This window comes from Ginsengibacter sp., from assembly GCF_057362405.1.
The window spans coordinates 24,045-42,763 of sequence record NZ_JBMQQG010000097.1; the positions used below are offsets into that span (position 1 = coordinate 24,045).

An 18,719-nucleotide genomic window follows, 5' to 3' on the forward strand; every position below is an offset into this window, starting at 1 on the left:
GATTTGTTATTGGAAGATCCTTACGAAATGATTTTCTAAATGATTTCTCATTCCATTTCTAAATTCCTCAGGAGTGCCGGTTTCAAGAATATTTACAAGCGTTTTATGAGAGGTAAAAGTTTTGAGTAAGGGCTGCTTTTTTAATAAACCACTTTTGTGCACGTAATCAAATACCGGGAGCAGCATTTTTTGAAACTTCTTCAAAGTTTCATTTCCTGTTATTTCGTAAAGTTTTCCATGAAAGGCGATCTCATGATCTATGTTAAATAAATGATATTGGGCAGCCGGCGGTTCATTTCTTACTATTTCTTTGAGTTCTGCAATATCTTCTTTGGTTACTCTTTTAAAAAGAAGATCAGCCATTCCTATCTCCAATACAAGTCTTATTTCAAAAATCTCCTTTAGTGTTTCCTGGTCAAGTACATGCGGGTTCATGCTTTTGCTCATCATACCAAACAAATCGGGGCTGGTGATCACTGAACCTTTTTTCTTCTTTGATTCTATTAAACCCATCATACGAAGACGTAATAAAGCTTCGCGTATAACGGTGCGGCTTACGCCTAATGTTTCGGCCAGCTCAAGTTCTTTAGGAATGGTATCACCTACCTTCAACTTTCTTTTTTGCAGCAATTCTACAAGTTTGGCTTCTACTTTATCAACGAGGGAACTGGTATCCACCGTCCTTAAATTATTTTTTATTGCTTCTATATTCATATTAATCTTATTCAATTGTTCAGAACCAACAGGTAATTTATCACTCCGGTAAATGTATGACAAAGAATATTTTTATATATTTTTTATATTTTTTTGGTGAATTGAAAAAATGATTCTAATTTTATTATGTCATACATAATACAAATATACTTTTTAAATAGATAATTATGAAATTTACTGGTTTAAAACTGCTGCTCTCAACAACATTAATTTTTATTGCTGCATCGGGCTGGGCGCAGGTAAAAAAAATTTCCGGAAAAGTTACCGATGAAAGCAATAATCCGCTTTCGGGTGTGAGTATTGTAGTAACTGGAAAAACAGAAGGCACGCAAACAGACGCTGACGGAAACTATACTCTTGATGCATCACCTGGTGATGCGTTGAATTTTTCTTCGATTGGCTTTTCATCAAAAATTGTGAAGGTGGGAAATTCTTCCACTATTGATGTGGCTTTGAAAGTTGCCAATGGCAAGCTGGATGAAGTGGTGGTGGTAGGATATGGAACGCAGACAAGAAGAACCTTGACTGGTTCGGTCGCAAGTTTGGATCAGAATGTATTAAAGTCTTCTCCCAACTCGAATCTTGGTACTGCGCTACAGGGCACATTGCCCGGGCTCAGGGTTCAGCAATCCACCGGCCAACCCGGTACCACTCCCAGCATTTCCTTCCGGGGAGGCTCTAATTTCAATGGCACGGGTTCACCATTGATTATTGTAGATGGCATAGTGTTGTCAACTTTGTATGGTATTAACATGGATGATGTAGCGAGTGTTGATCTCTTAAAAGATGCCGGTTCACTGGCTATCTACGGGGCAAGAGCGGCTAACGGAGTATTATTGATCACTACTAAAAAAGGCAAAAAGGGGAGGACACAAATTAATTATAGTTATAGAAATACGACCAACTACATCCGTTACAATTCTGCACAATACCTAACCGCTGCACAGTATATACATTGGAACAGGATCGGCATTCAGAGCCGCTGGCAGGCTGATGTTGCCGATGGAAACACAAATGCCGCCAACACGGATAAAGGTCAGAATGTTGGTTCATGGGGTTGGGGGTTAAACAATGGATTTACTTCACCAACGGGTTTATATACTACCCAAATATTAAGTGACGCCAACAGACGCTTTATCGGCAAATCCGGATGGAATACGTTTATAGATCCTAATCCATTTATATCAGGACAAATGGACACAATTCTATATCATGAAATAGATGTAAGAACCCGCGAGAATATGATCTTACAACAAAATACTACCCAGGAACATTATCTGAACTTTTCGGGCGCAAATGACCAGGGTGGGTTTGCTTTGGGCCTCGGTGTTCTCAATGACAATGGGATGGTAATAGGATCTCAGCTTAAAAGACTGAGCCTGAATTTTAATGGAGGTTTGAATGTAGGTAAAAATTTAAAAGTAACCACTACAATATCCGGTTACACATTAAATCAAAAGCTTCCTTATGTTGACCCCGCTGGCGGCGCGGCCGGTGGCTTGATGCAAAGATTTGTTGGGGTAGCCCCCACCGTTAGATATTATAATGATACCTCCGGCGCTATATTGCCGGGGCCAAATGACAATACATTAGGAAACCCGCTTTATTGGAGCAAGATACCTCAAAACAATACCGGCCAGCAACGTTTAATGGGAAGCCTGCATGTTGATTATACAATACTACCGTGGCTTAAATTCTTAGCTACCGGTTCCGGCTACCTGCTCTATCAAAATGCAAATAATTTCAATACATCGTACCAGCAAGGTAACAACGGCGCTATTAATACAACGAGAGCTGCTTCATTTAATAATTATAACGATGTGTCTTATACCTATAATGCATTTTTACAGTTTGATAAAACAATTAATAAAGTACATAACATTACTGTTTTGGGTGGCGGTGAATTTTATGATTTTAAAGAACATACTTTTACAGGATCTGCATCCGGAGCGCCAACAGATTTGTTCCCATGGTTATCTGCCTCAGTGCCACCCGCAGTGGTAAATGGAACTATTACAAACCCGCAGAGAGCTTATTCAAGTTTCAATGCATGGGAGAGACTGGCGTCTGTTATTGGCAGGATAAACTACAGTTATAAAAGCAAATATTTCATAACAGGCAATATCCGCTACGATGGTACTTCAAGGCTTGCCAACAATCAATATGGACTATTTTCTGGTATTTCCGGTGGCTGGAATATGCAAAATGAGAAGTTCTTCAAAAACAGTCCTGTAAGTAAATATGTAAGTGTATTTAAGCCGCGTGTCAGTTGGGGGCAGGTAGGTAACCTTGCATCGCTAACCAATTCTGATGGTTCACAAAATTATTATGCTGCGGATCAAACCTATCCTTCTACATCGGTTTATAATGGCCTTGGAGGCACCTACTATCCTAATTACATCAATACAAATCTAAAGTGGGAAACTTCCACCACTACCAACCTTGGCGCTGACATAGGTTTGTTTAACAGCAGGGTAACTATTATCGGTGATTACTTCATTAAAAATATATTCAACAAAATATCCGGCTTGCCTTTAGATGTTACATCCGGTTTCTCAAGCATTCAATACTACAACAACGGGCAATTGCAAAACAAAGGTTTTGAGTTAGATGTAAGAGCACGGGTTATTCAGCCCGTAAAAGTTGACGGCTTAAGCGTTGATGTTAGCGCAAATCTTTTCAAGGTTAAGAGTTATGTGGTGAAACTGCCATTCAACGGACTTCCCGGAAACAGGCAGGGAACCATACAGGTTTGGGATCCTAAAAATCCAACTCAGCTTATACAGGTTGGCGGGTTACAGGAAAGTAAACGCGTAGGGTTGGACGCAGTTTATGCGCCCAGATATGATGGCATTTATACATCTCAGGGGGCCATTGATAAAGATGCTAGCGTTTATAATTCTTATTTGCCGTATACACATAAAACATTAAAACAGCTAGGTGATGCCCGCTGGCACCAGGTAAATCCAAATGATACTATTGATTCCAGACAGTTTGTTTATGTGGGCAGAACAACTCCTCAATTATCAGGTGGATTTTCGGGAGCAATAAGTTATAAAGGATTTAGTGTATATGCTCAATTTGATTTTGCTTTAGGCTTTGTAATTCTTAACAATGAAAGACTGAGGGGCTTAAGCCAGGTACAGGGTTCGCAAAATTCAACTGTTGATGTTTTAAAAACATGGTCGCCGGATAATACAACCGGTACGTTGCCCAGATTTTATTGGGCCAACCAGGGAAGAAATTATGCTACAGATGCCTCGGGAAATAATCCTCCGGCCAACTTCTGGGAGAAAGGAGATTATTTAATGGCAAGAGAAGTAACCTTAAGTTACGATGTAACAAGAAGTTTATTGGAGCAATCCTTTCATAACAGAATAAAAGGAGCCCGTTTGTTTATAACAGGAAATAACCTGGCTTACTTCATGAAGTACAGCGGCAATTTCCCGGAAATAGGCGGTGTTGATAATGGAAAATTCCCGCTGCCACGACGTCTCACCTTAGGCGTTAACGTTACGCTGTAATCTGTTAAATCAAAAAAATAAAACATAAAATAATTTAGAATGAAAACATATAAATCATTGATTAAGTTACTGCCCGTTTTGATACTAATCATGAGTATTGGCTCGTGCAAAAAACAATTGGAAAAGGCAGTTCCGCAAGATGTGTTATCGGCGGCAGATCTTTCTAACCCCAATGCTTTGGTTACGTTATATACCGGCGTGTACGCCCAACTCAGAAATTACAATAGCACGCTTTTTGGCCTTGGAGAGATGCGTTCCGAAATTTGGACAGATGGACTTTTTACAGAATCAGTTGACGGAGGATATCAACAGCTTTATGATCAAAATATAAGTGCGCTAAATGTACCTTACGGCAACTGGGGTAATTTTTATAGCCTTCTGTACCAGGTGAATAATGCCATTCAATATTTTACCGCTACCAACGTTTTGCCTGACGCTACAAAAAGCCAATACTTAGCCGAGATGTATGGTATCCGGGCTTACATTTATTATACAATGGCGAAAACATGGGGCAGCGTTCCTTTAATTACTAAAACTTTGTCAACGATCAGCAGTACCGCTCAAACTTATTCGGCACGTACGCCTGTTGACTCTGTTTTTATGCAAATAAAAAGTGATATAGAACAGTCTCTCACTTTATTTAATAATAATTATACTTTCCCTGCCGGTAAACGTGTTTATTGGAATGCAGTGGCATCGTTGGTTTTAAAGGCCGATGTAAATTTATGGACGGGAACTTTATTAGGAGGAGGCAATGCTGATTTAACTACTGCGGAAACGGTTTTGCAGCAGGTAGAAGGCTTGCAGGGTGGAACATTAGGGTTGGATCCAAAATATTCCGACATTTTTGATGCCACTAAAAAATCAAATAATCCTGAAATTATTTTTGCGCTCAACTATGAATTAAGCCAGGCGCAAAATGCTGTGTTCTCTGAGTTTACCGTAAATTCCATACAGGCGAATACGTTAACTTTTGAGCAATCAGGTGATCCTACCAAAGTAGTATCTTATGTTTATCCGTACGTTAATGGATCAAACAGAGTGGGGATGAACCAGGACATGATCACTAAGCTAACCAGTGGGCCTCCCGATCAAAGAATAGCAGGTACTTTTAAAGTGATGTACAGTACCTCTGCTCCATACGCGGTAAGAGGTGTTCTACTGAACAAATGGGTTGGTACCGCATCCGGCACCAGCCAGGTTTTTACCAATGATTTTCCAATTTATCGTTATGCTGATGTTTTGTTGCTAATGGCAGAAGCCAAGTCCAAACTAGGACAAGACCCTTCGCCGGAAATTGACAGTCTACGTTCAAGGGCATACGGTCCAACGTATACGCCGTATGTAAACGGGAGTATAGATGATAATATTAAGGCAACATTAGAAGAACAATTGCGGGAAGAAATTGGTGAAGGTAAGCGTTGGTGGGCATTAAGACGATGTGGTGATCAATGGGTATATAATTATGTAAACCCGGCTTATCTTTCAGAGGCCACCGTTAATTCCGGTAAAGGACCCACCCTGGAGTTGCCAATTTCTGTTTCGATGTTAAACCTCGATCCTTTATATACACAAACGAAGGGTTATTAAATAAAGTTTTTCTCATAAGCAAACATAAATTGCGTCGGGGATATTCTTGTCCCCGGCTTTTACTCAACGTTACTTATATTTTAAAAAATGAATATTCAACATTTGCAAGGCTTAATTGCCGCACCATTTACACCTATGAAAAATGATGGTACACTCAATACATCATTGATCCCGTCGTATTATAAAATGCTTGCAGCGAATGATGTTACCGGCGCATTTATTTGCGGCTCTACGGGGGAGGGGGTATCTCTTAGTATACAAGAAAAGAAAGAAGTGATAAAAGCCTGGGCCGATTGTACAAAAGGTGATCCCGGCTTTAAAGTGATGGCGCTTGTTGGGGGCACATGCATTGCTGACTCTATTGCATTATCAAAGTATGCCCAACAGGAAGGCTTATACGCAGTTTCATTTACTGCCCCGTTTTATTTTAAGCCTGCAGATGTGGAAACGCTTGCAGCATGTTGTAAAGCTATCGCAGATGAAGTGCCGGGCATGCCCTTTTATTATTATCACATTCCGGTTTTAAACGGCGTTGATTTTCCAATGATACAACTTTTAAAAAGCATTGAAGGAAAGATTCCAAATTTTGCCGGCATTAAATATACTCACGAAGATTTTATGGATTTTCTGTCTTGCCTGCATTTTCAAAACGGAAAGTATGATTTACTTTGGGGCAGGGATGAAAGCATGCTTTCTGCATTAGCTGTTGGCGCCAAAGGAGCCGTGGGGAGCACATTCAACTATGCAGCACCTTTGTACTACGGCCTCATAAATGCATTTAATAATGACGATTTGCAAAAGGCACAGGCTTTGCAACAAAAATCTATTGATATGATTTTTTTGTTGGGAAAATATGGCGGCATCTCTACCGGTAAAGCCTACATGAAAATGATAGGTATGGACTGTGGTGAATTTCGCCTGCCTGTAAAAAATATGAATAGCCAGCAATTTGAGCTATTTAAAAAAGATGTGGAACAAATTAATTTTAATAGCTTTTGTTCTCAAAAACCATCCGGCGTAAAAGCCTAACGCATAATGACCAGGCAAATAACTTTTTTAATAATTATGTTATCTACATTGGCTGCTCCCGCCCAAAAACCGAAGCCTTCTTTTAAGTGGCAACTGGCTGCTTTGTTACCGGCATCAAATGGTGAGTCAAAATCGTTAGGGTTTGCCGGTGCTATTAATGGCGTTAGCAATAATGTTTTGATAGTTGCAGGCGGAGCTAATTTCCCTAATGGTTTGCCATGGGACGGAGGGACAAAATATTATTCGGGTGAAGTTCATGTGTTGCAAAAAGAGGGGAAAAGTCTTTTCTGGAACAAAAAAGCAAAGGGCCGTCTGCCGGAACCAATTGCCTATTGCGGCACTACTTCAACGGACAAAGGGATTGCATATGTTGGTGGCGAAAATGCAAACGGTATTTCAAAGAGGTGCTATTTATTAAAATGGAATAATGATTCAAATGAAGTCGATATAGAATCGTTACCCAATTTGCCTGTCCCATTAACTTGCATAGCACTTACTCATATCGGGAATACTTTGTATGCGGCGGGAGGGGATAACGAAAAAAGTTCATCAAGCGGTTTTTTTAGTCTTGATCTTGATAGTGTGCGGCAACAATGGAAGAGGCTTCCTGATCTTCCCGTTGGGTTAGCAAATGCAATTGCCGTCACCCAGTATGTAAAAAAAGAAAAGAACATTTTCATTATTGGAGGAAGATCAAAAACGGCTTCCGGTATCAGTGATTTACATCATACTGTTTATGCTTTTAATATTGAAACACAAACATGGAGAGAGTGCGCTGATATTTCTGACGGTAAAAATATTACGAACCTGTCTGCCGCTTGCGGCGTGGCTCTAGGTAAAGATAAAATTATAATTACCGGCGGCGACAATGGAAAAGTTTTCCACCGGATAGAAACCTATATTGCCCAAATAAAAAAAGCGACAACTCTCCAGGAAAAAGCAAAGCTTACAGCAGAAAAAAATAACTTAAGCATTCACCATAAAGGATTTGATAAAAGCATTTTATTATATAATACTAACAGTGACGTATGGACGAAGATTGGCGATCTGCCGTTTCCGGCACAGGTAACGACAACTGCAGTAATGTGGGGAAATGAGATTATAATTTCAAACGGAGAAATAAAACCCGGCGTAAGAACTCCAAATGTGATGATTGGAAGAGTAGTAAGATAAAAGTTGTCACCAATTTTATATGATCACCAGAAAAGATATGAAGAACACAAATAATTTTCTTTGTGAAACTCAGTTTCTAATGGGAAAATATGCATCATGAAGGAAAGCAAAAATTATAAATGGATAGTAGTCGCCTTGCTATGGGTAGTGGCATTGCTCAACTATATGGACAGGCAAATGCTCTCGACAATGCGCCCTTCTATGCAGATTGATATCCACGAACTGCAATCCGCTACCAGCTTTGGTTACCTGATGGGCATATTTTTGTGGATATACGGTTTTATGAGTCCTTTATCAGGTATTATCGCGGACAAGGTAAACAGGAAATGGCTGATAGTCGGGAGTTTGTTTGTGTGGTCCGGTGTAACTTATGGAATGGGCTTAGCCAATAGTTTCCACCAGGTATATTGGTTGAGAGCGGTAATGGGTATCAGTGAAGCGTTATACATTCCAGCCGGATTATCATTGATTGCCGATTATCACAATGATAAAACAAGATCGCTTGCTATCGGTATTCACATGACCGGGTTGTACTTTGGGCAAGCGCTGGGCGGCTTTGGAGCCACTATGGCTGCGGCTTATACATGGCACTTTACTTTTCATTCTTTCGGTCTGATAGGCATTGCTTATTCTTTGGTCTTAATTGTTTTTTTAAGAGAAAAAAACGATCGTGGAAAAATCAATTTGGACAACAAAATGCTTGTCCCAGATAAAACATCCGTTCTAAAAGGATTGGCTTTATTATTTTCCAACATTTCTTTTTGGATCATACTTTTTTATTTTGCAATACCATCCTTGCCAGGATGGGCGACCAAAAATTGGTTGCCTACTCTCTTTGCGCAAAATCTTAATATTCCTATGTCGCAGGCCGGGCCTTTATCAACGATCACTATTGCAGCCTCTTCATTTATAGGTGTAATATTTGGCGGAATTTTGTCTGATAGATGGGTGCAAAAAAATATTCGTGGCAGAATTTATACGAGTGCTATTGGACTCGCTTTGACAATACCCTCTCTGCTATTGTTAGGGTTCGGGCATTCGCTTTTTAACGTGGTCGGCGCTGCGCTTTGTTTTGGTGTAGGCTATGGTATGTTCGATGCCAATAACATGCCCATACTTTGCCAATTTGTTTCGCAAAAATTAAGAGCCACCGCTTATGGAATTATGAACATGGTGGGCGTGTTCGCGGGTGCTCTAATTACGGACCTCCTGGGCGAGTCATCAGATGCGGGAAACCTGGGAAAAAGTTTTGCTATGATGTCGGCTGTCGTTTTGGTGGCCCTTGCTGTTCAATTGTATTTTCTCCGACCAAATGTTCAGGTTACATGACATGCATAGAAAATTTCAGAAAAAAAATTCATAATAAAAAACATGAGTAATCTTTCTAAAAAATCAAATAATAAATGAAAAAAATTACCGTGACCTTACTTTTTCTTTCATTACTTTTTAATTCATTTTGCCAGGATAACATCCCGGTTTTTATTTCCGGAACCGAAGGTTATAAAAGCTATCGCATACCTGCAATTATTGGTTTGCCAAATAAAGATCTGTTAGCTTTTTGTGAGGGAAGAGTTAACGGAGCGTCGGATTTTGGCAACGTTGATATAGTAATGAAGAAGAGCACCGATAATGGGAAAACATGGAGTGCGCTTCAAATTATTGTGGACGCAAATTCTTTGCAGGCAGGCAATTGCGCACCTGTAGTTGATACCAACGATCCCGCCTATCCGCAGGGAAGGGTTTTTCTGTTTTATAACACCGGGAACAATAATGAGGGGCAGGTTAGAAAAGGAAATGGTTTACGTCAAGTATGGTATAAATCGTCAATTGACAACGGTCTAACCTGGAGCGCGGGAATTAATATAACTACCCAGGTTCATCGCCCAAAGCAACCACAAATAAACCCGGATTACAATTTCACGCAAGACTGGAGAAGTTTCGCGAATACTCCTGGACATGCTATGCAGTTTCAAAATGGAAAGTATAAGGGAAGAATTTTTATTGCTGCTAATCATTTAAAAGGTGACCCTAAAAAGGATTTTACTGACTATGTCGCGAACGGCTACTATACTGATGACCGTGGTAAGACATTTCGATTGTCCGATAACGTTAGTATACCCGGAAGTAACGAATCAACGGCCGCAGAATTGAGCCATAATAATTTAATGATGAACAGCCGCAATCAACGGGGAGATATAAGGGCAAGAATAGTTTCAATAAGCAGCGATGGTGGCGCAACATGGGATACTACTTATTTTGATAAAACTTTAATTGATCCCGTTAACGAGGGAAGTTTATTAACTCTTGGTTCTAAACGTGGAAAAAATATCATTGCATTTTGCAATGCAGCAGATGTGAGAAGCAGGAATAATCTTACAATACGGATTAGTTACGATGATGGGAAAACCTGGAAAAGAACATACAAAATTGATAGAAGTGAAAGCGGATCACAAAAAGATTACACAGCTTACTCTGACCTGGTAAAATTAAGTAAGAAAAAAATTGGTGTGTTGTATGAAAAGGATAACTATAAAGAAATCGTATTTACCACGCTAACCTGGAAGTGATTTAAAAAAAATTTAATTATTCAATAGTGTCGTATTCAAAACAAGATTTAATTCAGTTAAAGGATTTCTATAAAAATCAACTCATAACTGATACCATTCCATTTTGGTTTCCGCGATCTTATGATCTAGCGAATGGGGGCTTTTTATTGATGCGTGATGCTGATGGTAGCTTGATTGACGATGATAAAGCCATCTGGATACAAGGCAGGGCTACGTGGCTTTTGGCAACTTTATATAATACTGTTGAAAAAAAAGAAGAGTGGCTGAATGGAGCTAAACTTGGATACGATTTTTTAAACAAATATTGTTTTGACACCGATGGAAAAATGTTTTTTCATGTAACACGTGAAGGAAAGCCAATTCGTAAAAGAAGATATTTTTTCTCGGAAACTTTTTATGTTATTGCTGCAGCTGCTTACGCAAAAGCAAGCGGCAATGAAGAAGCAGCCATAAATGCGGGAAGAGTATTTGGTGATTGCATCGCGTATGCAAATGGTAATAAAAAATTGAATGAAAAGTTTGAAAGTACACGCCCATCAAAGGGAATTGGTGTACCAATGATTATGATGAACACCGGGCAGCAATTAAGAGAAAATATTGATGACAACCGGTGTGATGAGTGGATAACAAAATGGATCCACGAGATAGAGACCTATTTTGTGAAAGATGATATTAAATGTGTAATGGAACAAGTATCTCCAGATGGCAGTATTATAGATCATATTGACGGAAGAACACTCACGCCCGGCCATGCGATTGAAGGCGCCTGGTTTATTTTACATGAAGCAACGCATCGTAACAATGATAAACATCTGATTGATTTGGGTTGCCGAATGCTCGACTACATGTGGGAGCGCGGCTGGGATAAAGAATTTGGCGGAATGTTTTATTTCCGGGATGTTTACAACAAACCCGTGCAGGAATATTGGCAGGATATGAAATTTTGGTGGCCACACAATGAAACAATTATCGCTACTTTATTGGCATATACATTAACCGGCAACGAGAAATATGCCAATTGGCACAAACAGGTACATGATTATTCGTATAGTCATTTCCGTGATAAGGAAAGGGGCGAATGGTTTGGTTACCTTCATCGGGATGGAACAATAGCGCAAACCGCAAAAGGCAATCTTTTTAAAGGTCCCTTTCATTTGCCAAGACAGGAATGGTATTGCATGCAATTATTGGATCAATACTTGAACCAATAAGTTATCTCATAAATATGCCTTTTAAATTAAATAAACAATATCAATGGCTGATAGCGGGATCGGTTTTCGCCGCAATTTGGCCCTCTGCTTCTACTGCAACAAAAATCGCGCTGACAGTTGCTCAACCATTGGTTATTGCTGTAGTGAGATTTGCATTTGCCGCAGCCATAATGTTATTCATTGCACACGTAATAAAACGCCATCGCTTCCCCGCCGGCAAAGAATGGAAACAAATAGCAGTATATGGGTTGTTGAATATTACAATTTATTTAGGTTGTTATGTAGTTGCGATGCAAACCATCACGGCCGGTATTGGGGCCTTATCCGTAGCTACTAACCCTGTGTTCATTAGTTTTCTTTCGGTTTTCTTTTTGAAAAAGAAACTAACAATGTCCGTCATTCTTTCATTGATTATTTGTACGCTTGGAGTTGTTTGTGCAGCATGGCCTTTGTTTAGCGATGCTTCAGTAACAACGACAGGTTTGCTCATCTTGTTCGTTAGTATGCTTAGTTATTCGGCGGCCGCAATTTATTTTTCGTTAAAAAAATGGAATGGTCTTTCTTTATTTACCATCAATGGCTGGCAAACTTTTTTTGGGGGGTTATTCCTGTTGCCCGTGACATTATTCTTTTACAAAGGAGAGCAAAATCATTATACTAAATCATTCTGGCTGCCTGTCGTATGGCTTGTTATACCTGTCTCGATCATTGCTGTTCAATTATGGTTATGGCTATTGAGCGTCAACCCTGTTCGTGCAGGTCTTTGGTTGTTCTTATGTCCTTTATTTGGATTTGTATTTGCTAATTGGTGGATGGGGGATAAAATTAGCTTATACACCATTACCGGGGTGCTTCTTGTAATTACCGGATTATTTTTATCCAAAATCAATATTACAAAAAATGAAGTTGTTTTTGATTAGCCTGTTGCTTTTGCCATTGACGTGTATTTCACAGTTAAAGGTTGCTAAAATTTTTTCAGACAATATGGTTTTGCAAAGAGATAAAGCAATTCATATTTGGGGCAAAGCTATTCCGGGAAGCAACGTTTCAGTAATATTTTCCGCCGCACAAAAAAATGTTATTGCAAATGCCGATTCATTGTGGAGCATTTATCTTAAAAAACAAATAGTAAATACGAAACCACAATCTATTATTGTAAAAAGCGGTAAGCAGACTGTTGAATTTAAAAATATACTTATAGGCGATATCTGGTTGTGCATTGGCCAGTCAAACATGGAATTTCCAATGAAAAGTGAAATGCATTTTGCAGATGAAATCAAACAAAGTAATCAGCCTTTAATTCGTTTATACAATCCTTCATACATTGGTAAAAATATTTTTGCGACTGCATTTACCGATTCGATGAATCAGCAATTAGCGTCGGGCAATTTTTATAGCAAAGTAACCTGGGAGTTCTGCGATAGCAATTCTGTAAAAGAAATGTCTGCTGTTGCTTATTATTTTGGAAAAGAAATCGCAAAGAATGCACAGGTGCCAGTCGGCTTAATTAACATGGCGATTGGAGGCTGCCCCATTGAAACCTTTATTAGTAGGGATGTTCTAAAACAAAGCAAAAAATTTTCAGATAAAGTAAATGGAAACTGGCTGACGAACAATACATTGCCTGTTTGGGTAAGAGAAAGAGGAATGCAAAATGTTGGAAATATTGAACCAGGTGACTCAGGTCCCAATCATGGATACAAACCAGGGTTTGCTTTTGAGACGGGAATAAAGCCAATGACTGATTTGCCCATAAAAGGCATTATCTGGTACCAGGGCGAAAGTAATGCACAGGAAATTGAAAGGGTAAACGAATATGATGCTTTACAAAAAATAATGATAACAGATTACCGTTCTGAATGGCATCAGCCACAAATGCCTTTTTACTGGGTACAATTATCATCAATTGATACTGTTCATTATAAATCCGAATTGTGGCCGGAATTCAGGAATGAGCAAAGGAAACTTTTGAATATGATACAATACGGGGGCATGGCTGTCTGCAGCGATATAGGATTTAAAAATATTGTGCACCCCACCGATAAAAAAACGGTTGGTGAAAGATTGGCAAGGTGGGCTTTAAATAAAACTTATGGCGAAAATATTATTCCATCCGGACCACTACCTATATATGCAAAATATAAAAATGGAAAGGTAATCATCACATTCCAATACACAGGCGTAGGTTTAAAAACATCAGATGGAAAAATATTAAGGGGATTCTCTGTTGATGCAACTACCGATGTAGATGCTATGATTAAAGACAATGAAGTAAATGTCATGTCAAAGCAAAAGCCGCGTTACGTTTATTATGCATGGAAGCCATTTACTGACGCAAATCTTGTAAACAGTGAAAACTTACCGGCATCGACATTTAAAATAAAAGTTGACTAAAAGACTTTTGAAAAAATGAAAAAAGCTTTACTCGCTATAATTTGTTTTTTATTACAACATTCGATCTTTTCACAGGTTGTTCTGCCTTCTTATCCTGACTCTATATTTTCAACTTACTATCAGCAGCGGGTTTCACATTTTCAAACATTACCTCAAACAACCGGTGATATAATATTTCTGGGCAACAGCATTACGGATGATGCTGAATGGACTGAATTATTCAATGATCTTCATGTTAAAAACCGTGGCATCAGCGGAGATATAACCGCTGGTATTATTCATCGGCTGGATGAAGTAACAAACCGCAAACCGACAAAGGTTTTTTTATTGATAGGTATAAATGACCTTGCGGGAAATACCGGCACAGACAGCATTGTAAAAAATATTTTGTTAATAGCAGATTATATTCACCAGGAATCGCCATCAACAAAATTATACGTACAAAGCATATTGCCCGTAAATAATGTGTATGGCAAATTCAATACACACACCAATAAAGGGCAACAGATAAAAATTATAAATGCGCTATTAAAAGACAGTGCTAACAGCCACGCTTATACGTATATTGATTTATATTCCTCATTTGCTGATGAAAATGGAAAACTAAAGGCTAACCTTTCCAACGACGGTTTGCATTTAAAAGGCGAAGCTTACCTTATATGGAAGCACATTTTATATCCTTATGTATATAACCTGGAAAGATATCCTTCACTTATTCCGTTGCCGCAGCAAGTAAGTTTTACAACTGATTACTTCCCCCTTTTTGCCTGTAAAAAAATTGTTGCTGAAAATCCCGTTTTATTGAAGGAAGCTGAAAATTTCAAACAACAATTGAAAGAGAAGGGTCTAATCATAAACATAGATACAGACTCGGATAAAGGCGAGCCGGTCATTGTATTAGACATTGGCAAAGTAAATGCCCCGATGTTGGAAGAGGAAGCTTATCGTCTCAGTGTTACACCAAATAGAATACGCATAACCGCAAATACTTCCCATGGAATTTTTAATGGTATACAGACATTGCGGCAACTAATGCGTGATGGTTCGCTGGCTACTACCTGCGAAATCGTTGACTGGCCTGCGTTTTCATGGCGTGGTTATATGGTGGATGTTGGCAGGAACTTTCAATCAATGCTCTTATTGAAACAACAGATTGATGTAATGAGCAAATACAAGCTCAATATTTTTCATTTTCATTTTACGGAAGATATTGCCTGGCGTTTGCAAAGTAAAATGTATCCACAACTTACAGCCCCGGAAAATATGCTTCGAAACAAAGGCATGTATTATACAGCAAACGACCTGAAAGAATTAATTCTTTATTGCAAGGAGAGATACATCACCCTTGTTCCTGAAATTGATATGCCAGGCCACAGCGCAGCATTTAAGCGGGCGATGGGTGTTGATATGCAATCAGATTCAGGTATTGTAATTTTGAAAAATATTTTAAAAGAGTTTTTTACCATGTTCAAAGGCCTTCCTTATTTTCATGTTGGCGGTGATGAAGTGCATATTTCCAATAAAAATTTTATGCCTCAAATATTGAGATACGTGGAAAGCTTTGGAAAGAAAACTATTTCCTGGAGCCCTGGTGCACCACTTGATAATAAAACTATCCGCCAGCTTTGGATGAGTGATAATGGTGAAAGAAATATTTCAACATTGAAATTTATTGATTCAAGACATTTATACATTAATCACATGGATCCTTTGGAAGCAGTGGTTACTATTTTTAACCGGCAAATAGGCGATACCACGCACGAAGATGACAATATAAAAGGGGGTACGCTTTGCGTTTGGCCCGACAGGAAAGTAGGAAATGAAAATGATATTTTAAGAATGAACCCGGTTTATCCTGGTATCCTGACCTTTGCAGAAAGATGTTGGCGCGGTGGAGGACGAAAGGGGTGGACAGCAACTATTGGCGCCCCGGGTTCTTCCGAAGCCAATAAATTTGCATTGTTTGAAAATCGTTTGTTAGATCATAAGAGATTATATTTTAAGGATGTTCCATTTCCATATGTAAAGCAAAGCCAGCTGGTTTGGAAACTGTATGGCCCTTATGAAAATAATGGAGAGCTTTCAAAACAATTTGAACCGGAAAAAGGCAAATTAAATGATCCAGATTCAAAGCCCTCAAAAATTGTCGCCGGCGGAACTATCGTACTAAGACACTGGTGGGCTCCGCTTGTTAAAGGTGTTCTGAATAATCCAAAAGAAAACACTACCTGGTATGCATACACGAAAATATGGAGTAATGATGAAGGGTTGCGAGACTTTTGGATTGGCTTTAATAATTTATCCCGTTCGCCGGCAACAGATTCACCCGGCCCAGGAACCTGGAATAATTTACAAAGCAAAATCTGGGTGAATGGGAATGAGATACCTGCGCCTGATTGGAAACACCCAGGCCAAAAAGGAAATGCTGAAATTCCTTTAGTCGATGAAGGTTACGAATACAGGGAACCAACCAAAATTTTACTTCATAAAGGATGGAATATAGTTTTAATAAAGGCGCCAATGGGAAGCTTTAAAGGCAAGGATTGGCAAAACCCGGTAAAATGGGAATATACTTTTGCGCCGGTGTGCAGTTACTAAGTGCACATTTTTTGTTTGTTAAGATAGCCGCATTAAACCGAGGTATCTTTTTATGGCGCTGAAATAAAGTATCTCTTCCTAAACTTTTATGTTTTCAATATCCTGGGGAAAAAGAGGGTAAAATAAATATAAGAATAAAAGTACTTTTATACTTTTATTAAGTAAAAATAGCTATCTTCGTGTTCAATTAACTTATAAATCATTTTATTTATGGAAACTTTATTAGACCAAGACAATATTCTTAATGTAACCTTACTGGAACCAAAGCTAAAACATCCAACCATTTTTGTGCGGTTTGATGAATTGATTCCCGGCGAAAGTTTAACCTTACTCAATGACCATGACCCAAAGCCTCTTTATTATGAATTGGCGGCAGAAAGAGGAGAGATTTTTACCTGGGAATATCTTGAACAGGGGCCGGAATTATGGAAAGTGAAAATTACTAAAAAGAATAAGGCATCTCTGGAAAAAGACGATGTAAATATTTTAGATGCTACTTTATTGAATCCAGGGGTAAAGCATGCCACCATTTTTTCACGGTTTGACGCCATGCAACCGGGTGAATTCCTGATTTTGCACAATGATCATGATCCTATTCCGCTCCGTTTTCAACTAGAGAATACCAGGGGAAATATTTTCACGTGGGACTATCTTGAGCAAGGCCCCGATTTGTTTAGAATAAAGATCTCAAGAAATAAAATTGCTGCAGCCGGCGAGAAAATAGTGGAATCTACGGAAAAAGAAAACATTCTTATTGTAACCGAAATAGAACCTAGACTAAAACATCCCACCATTTTTGTTCGGTTTGATGAATTAAAGCCTGGAGAGAGTTTGACCATACACAATGATCATGATCCCAAACCATTGTATTACCAGCTATTGGGTGAAAGAGGAAATATTTTCAACTGGGAATATCTTGAACAGGGGCCACAATTGTGGAGGGTAAAGATCAGTAAAAAAATAGCGGGAGAAGCCGATGAAACCCTGGGAGAGATTGCTGCAAAGGATTTACGCAAAGCTGAAGTATTTAAAAAATATGGGTTGGATTTTTGTTGCGGAGGTAAGAAAACAGTGAAAGAAGCCTGTGCGGAAAAAGGATTGGATGTTACAATAGTAGAGCAGGAATTGCAAACCGCCGACAATAATGTAACCGGATCCCGGCCATTGCTATACAATGAATGGAGTCTTGATTTCCTGGCAGACTACATTGCGAATACCCATCATAGTTATGTAAAGAAAACAATTCCTGATCTAAGGTCTTATTCATCGAAGGTGGCAAGTGTGCATGGAAATCGTCATCCTGAATTATTTGCAATCAGTCAATTAACAGATGAAGTGTGCGAGGAATTGTTATCACACATGATAAAAGAAGAAAAAGTCTTATTCCCTTATATCAAAGAATTGGTTACTGCAAAGAATGCTGCTCAGCCGTTGCATGCTGCGCATTTTGGTACCGTTCAAAATCCAATCAATATGATGGAGCATGAGCATGAGATAGTGGGGAATAAACTGGACCAGATAAGGACACTGAGTAAAAATTACTCGCTGCCCGAGGATGCCTGCGCCAGCTATTCTTACTTATTTAAAACATTGGATGAATTTGAAAATGATTTACACATACATGTTCATCTTGAAAACAATATTCTATTTCCAAAAGCATTGGAGATAGAAAAACAATTACAGAAATGAAAGACCAGACACCCATAAAAAGGCACCAGGCCATTGTTTCATTTTCCAAAGATCATCATTTTGGTTTGTTACTGGTATGGAAGGTAAGGCAAGGCCTGGAAAAAGCCGTCAATGCAGAACGAATCAGTAAATATGTAGTTTACTTTTTTAAGGCAGATCTTGAAAAGCATTTTAAAGATGAAGAACAATTACTTTTTTGTAAACTACCGGAAAGTGATAGCTTAAGAAAA

General features: G+C 38.9%; 13 protein-coding genes. 12 read left to right on the top strand and 1 reads right to left on the bottom strand.

From position 1 onward, the window contains the following. Window positions 1-6 precede the first annotated feature (6 nt). Window positions 7-777 (bottom strand): FadR/GntR family transcriptional regulator, encoded by a 771-nt coding sequence (locus ACO1O5_RS08575; protein WP_486269430.1) that lies wholly within the window; start codon window positions 775-777, stop codon window positions 7-9. A gap of 104 nt (window positions 778-881) precedes the next feature. Between ACO1O5_RS08575 and ACO1O5_RS08580 the strand changes: the two genes are divergently transcribed. The 12 genes from ACO1O5_RS08580 to ACO1O5_RS08635 all read left to right on the top strand — a co-directional run. Next, window positions 882-4,238, top strand: a complete 3,357-nt coding sequence (locus ACO1O5_RS08580; RefSeq protein ID WP_486269431.1) for a SusC/RagA family TonB-linked outer membrane protein — start codon at window positions 882-884, stop codon at window positions 4,236-4,238. 39 nt (window positions 4,239-4,277) lie between these two features. Beyond that, complete coding sequence (locus ACO1O5_RS08585; protein ID WP_486269432.1) at window positions 4,278-5,828, top strand: RagB/SusD family nutrient uptake outer membrane protein; 1,551 nt, start codon at window positions 4,278-4,280, stop codon at window positions 5,826-5,828. An 87-nt stretch (window positions 5,829-5,915) separates the two neighbouring features. Continuing rightward, a complete protein-coding gene (locus tag ACO1O5_RS08590) occupies window positions 5,916-6,857 on the top strand; it encodes a dihydrodipicolinate synthase family protein (RefSeq protein WP_486269433.1) in 942 nt (313 codons plus the stop codon). Window positions 6,858-6,863: 6 nt separating this feature from the next. After that, window positions 6,864-8,030 (top strand): hypothetical protein, encoded by a 1,167-nt coding sequence (locus ACO1O5_RS08595; RefSeq protein WP_486269434.1) that lies wholly within the window; start codon window positions 6,864-6,866, stop codon window positions 8,028-8,030. 96 nt (window positions 8,031-8,126) lie between these two features. Further along, window positions 8,127-9,359, top strand: coding sequence for an MFS transporter (locus tag ACO1O5_RS08600; RefSeq protein ID WP_486269435.1), 1,233 nt, complete (start codon window positions 8,127-8,129; stop codon window positions 9,357-9,359). Window positions 9,360-9,433: 74 nt separating this feature from the next. Beyond that, on the top strand, window positions 9,434-10,597 hold the full coding sequence (locus ACO1O5_RS08605; RefSeq protein ID WP_486269436.1) for a sialidase family protein: 1,164 nt from the start codon (window positions 9,434-9,436) through the stop codon (window positions 10,595-10,597). 26 nt (window positions 10,598-10,623) lie between these two features. Next, on the top strand, window positions 10,624-11,808 hold the full coding sequence (locus ACO1O5_RS08610; RefSeq protein ID WP_486269437.1) for an AGE family epimerase/isomerase: 1,185 nt from the start codon (window positions 10,624-10,626) through the stop codon (window positions 11,806-11,808). Between the two features lie 14 nt (window positions 11,809-11,822). Continuing rightward, a complete protein-coding gene (locus ACO1O5_RS08615) occupies window positions 11,823-12,728 on the top strand; it encodes a DMT family transporter (RefSeq protein WP_486269438.1) in 906 nt (301 codons plus the stop codon). 64 nt (window positions 12,729-12,792) lie between these two features. Then, the gene (locus tag ACO1O5_RS08620) at window positions 12,793-14,202 is read left to right on the top strand and encodes a sialate O-acetylesterase (RefSeq protein ID WP_486269439.1); all 1,410 of its coding nucleotides are present in this window, start codon (window positions 12,793-12,795) and stop codon (window positions 14,200-14,202) included. 15 nt (window positions 14,203-14,217) lie between these two features. Continuing rightward, on the top strand, window positions 14,218-16,800 hold the full coding sequence (locus ACO1O5_RS08625; protein WP_486269440.1) for a family 20 glycosylhydrolase: 2,583 nt from the start codon (window positions 14,218-14,220) through the stop codon (window positions 16,798-16,800). Between the two features lie 210 nt (window positions 16,801-17,010). Further along, the gene (gene ric / locus ACO1O5_RS08630; RefSeq protein ID WP_486269441.1) at window positions 17,011-18,489 is read left to right on the top strand and encodes an iron-sulfur cluster repair di-iron protein; all 1,479 of its coding nucleotides are present in this window, start codon (window positions 17,011-17,013) and stop codon (window positions 18,487-18,489) included. Next, the coding region (locus ACO1O5_RS08635; RefSeq protein WP_486269442.1) for a hypothetical protein at window positions 18,486-18,719 on the top strand (234 nt) is incomplete at its 3' end. The genes ric and ACO1O5_RS08635, both read left to right, overlap by 4 nt.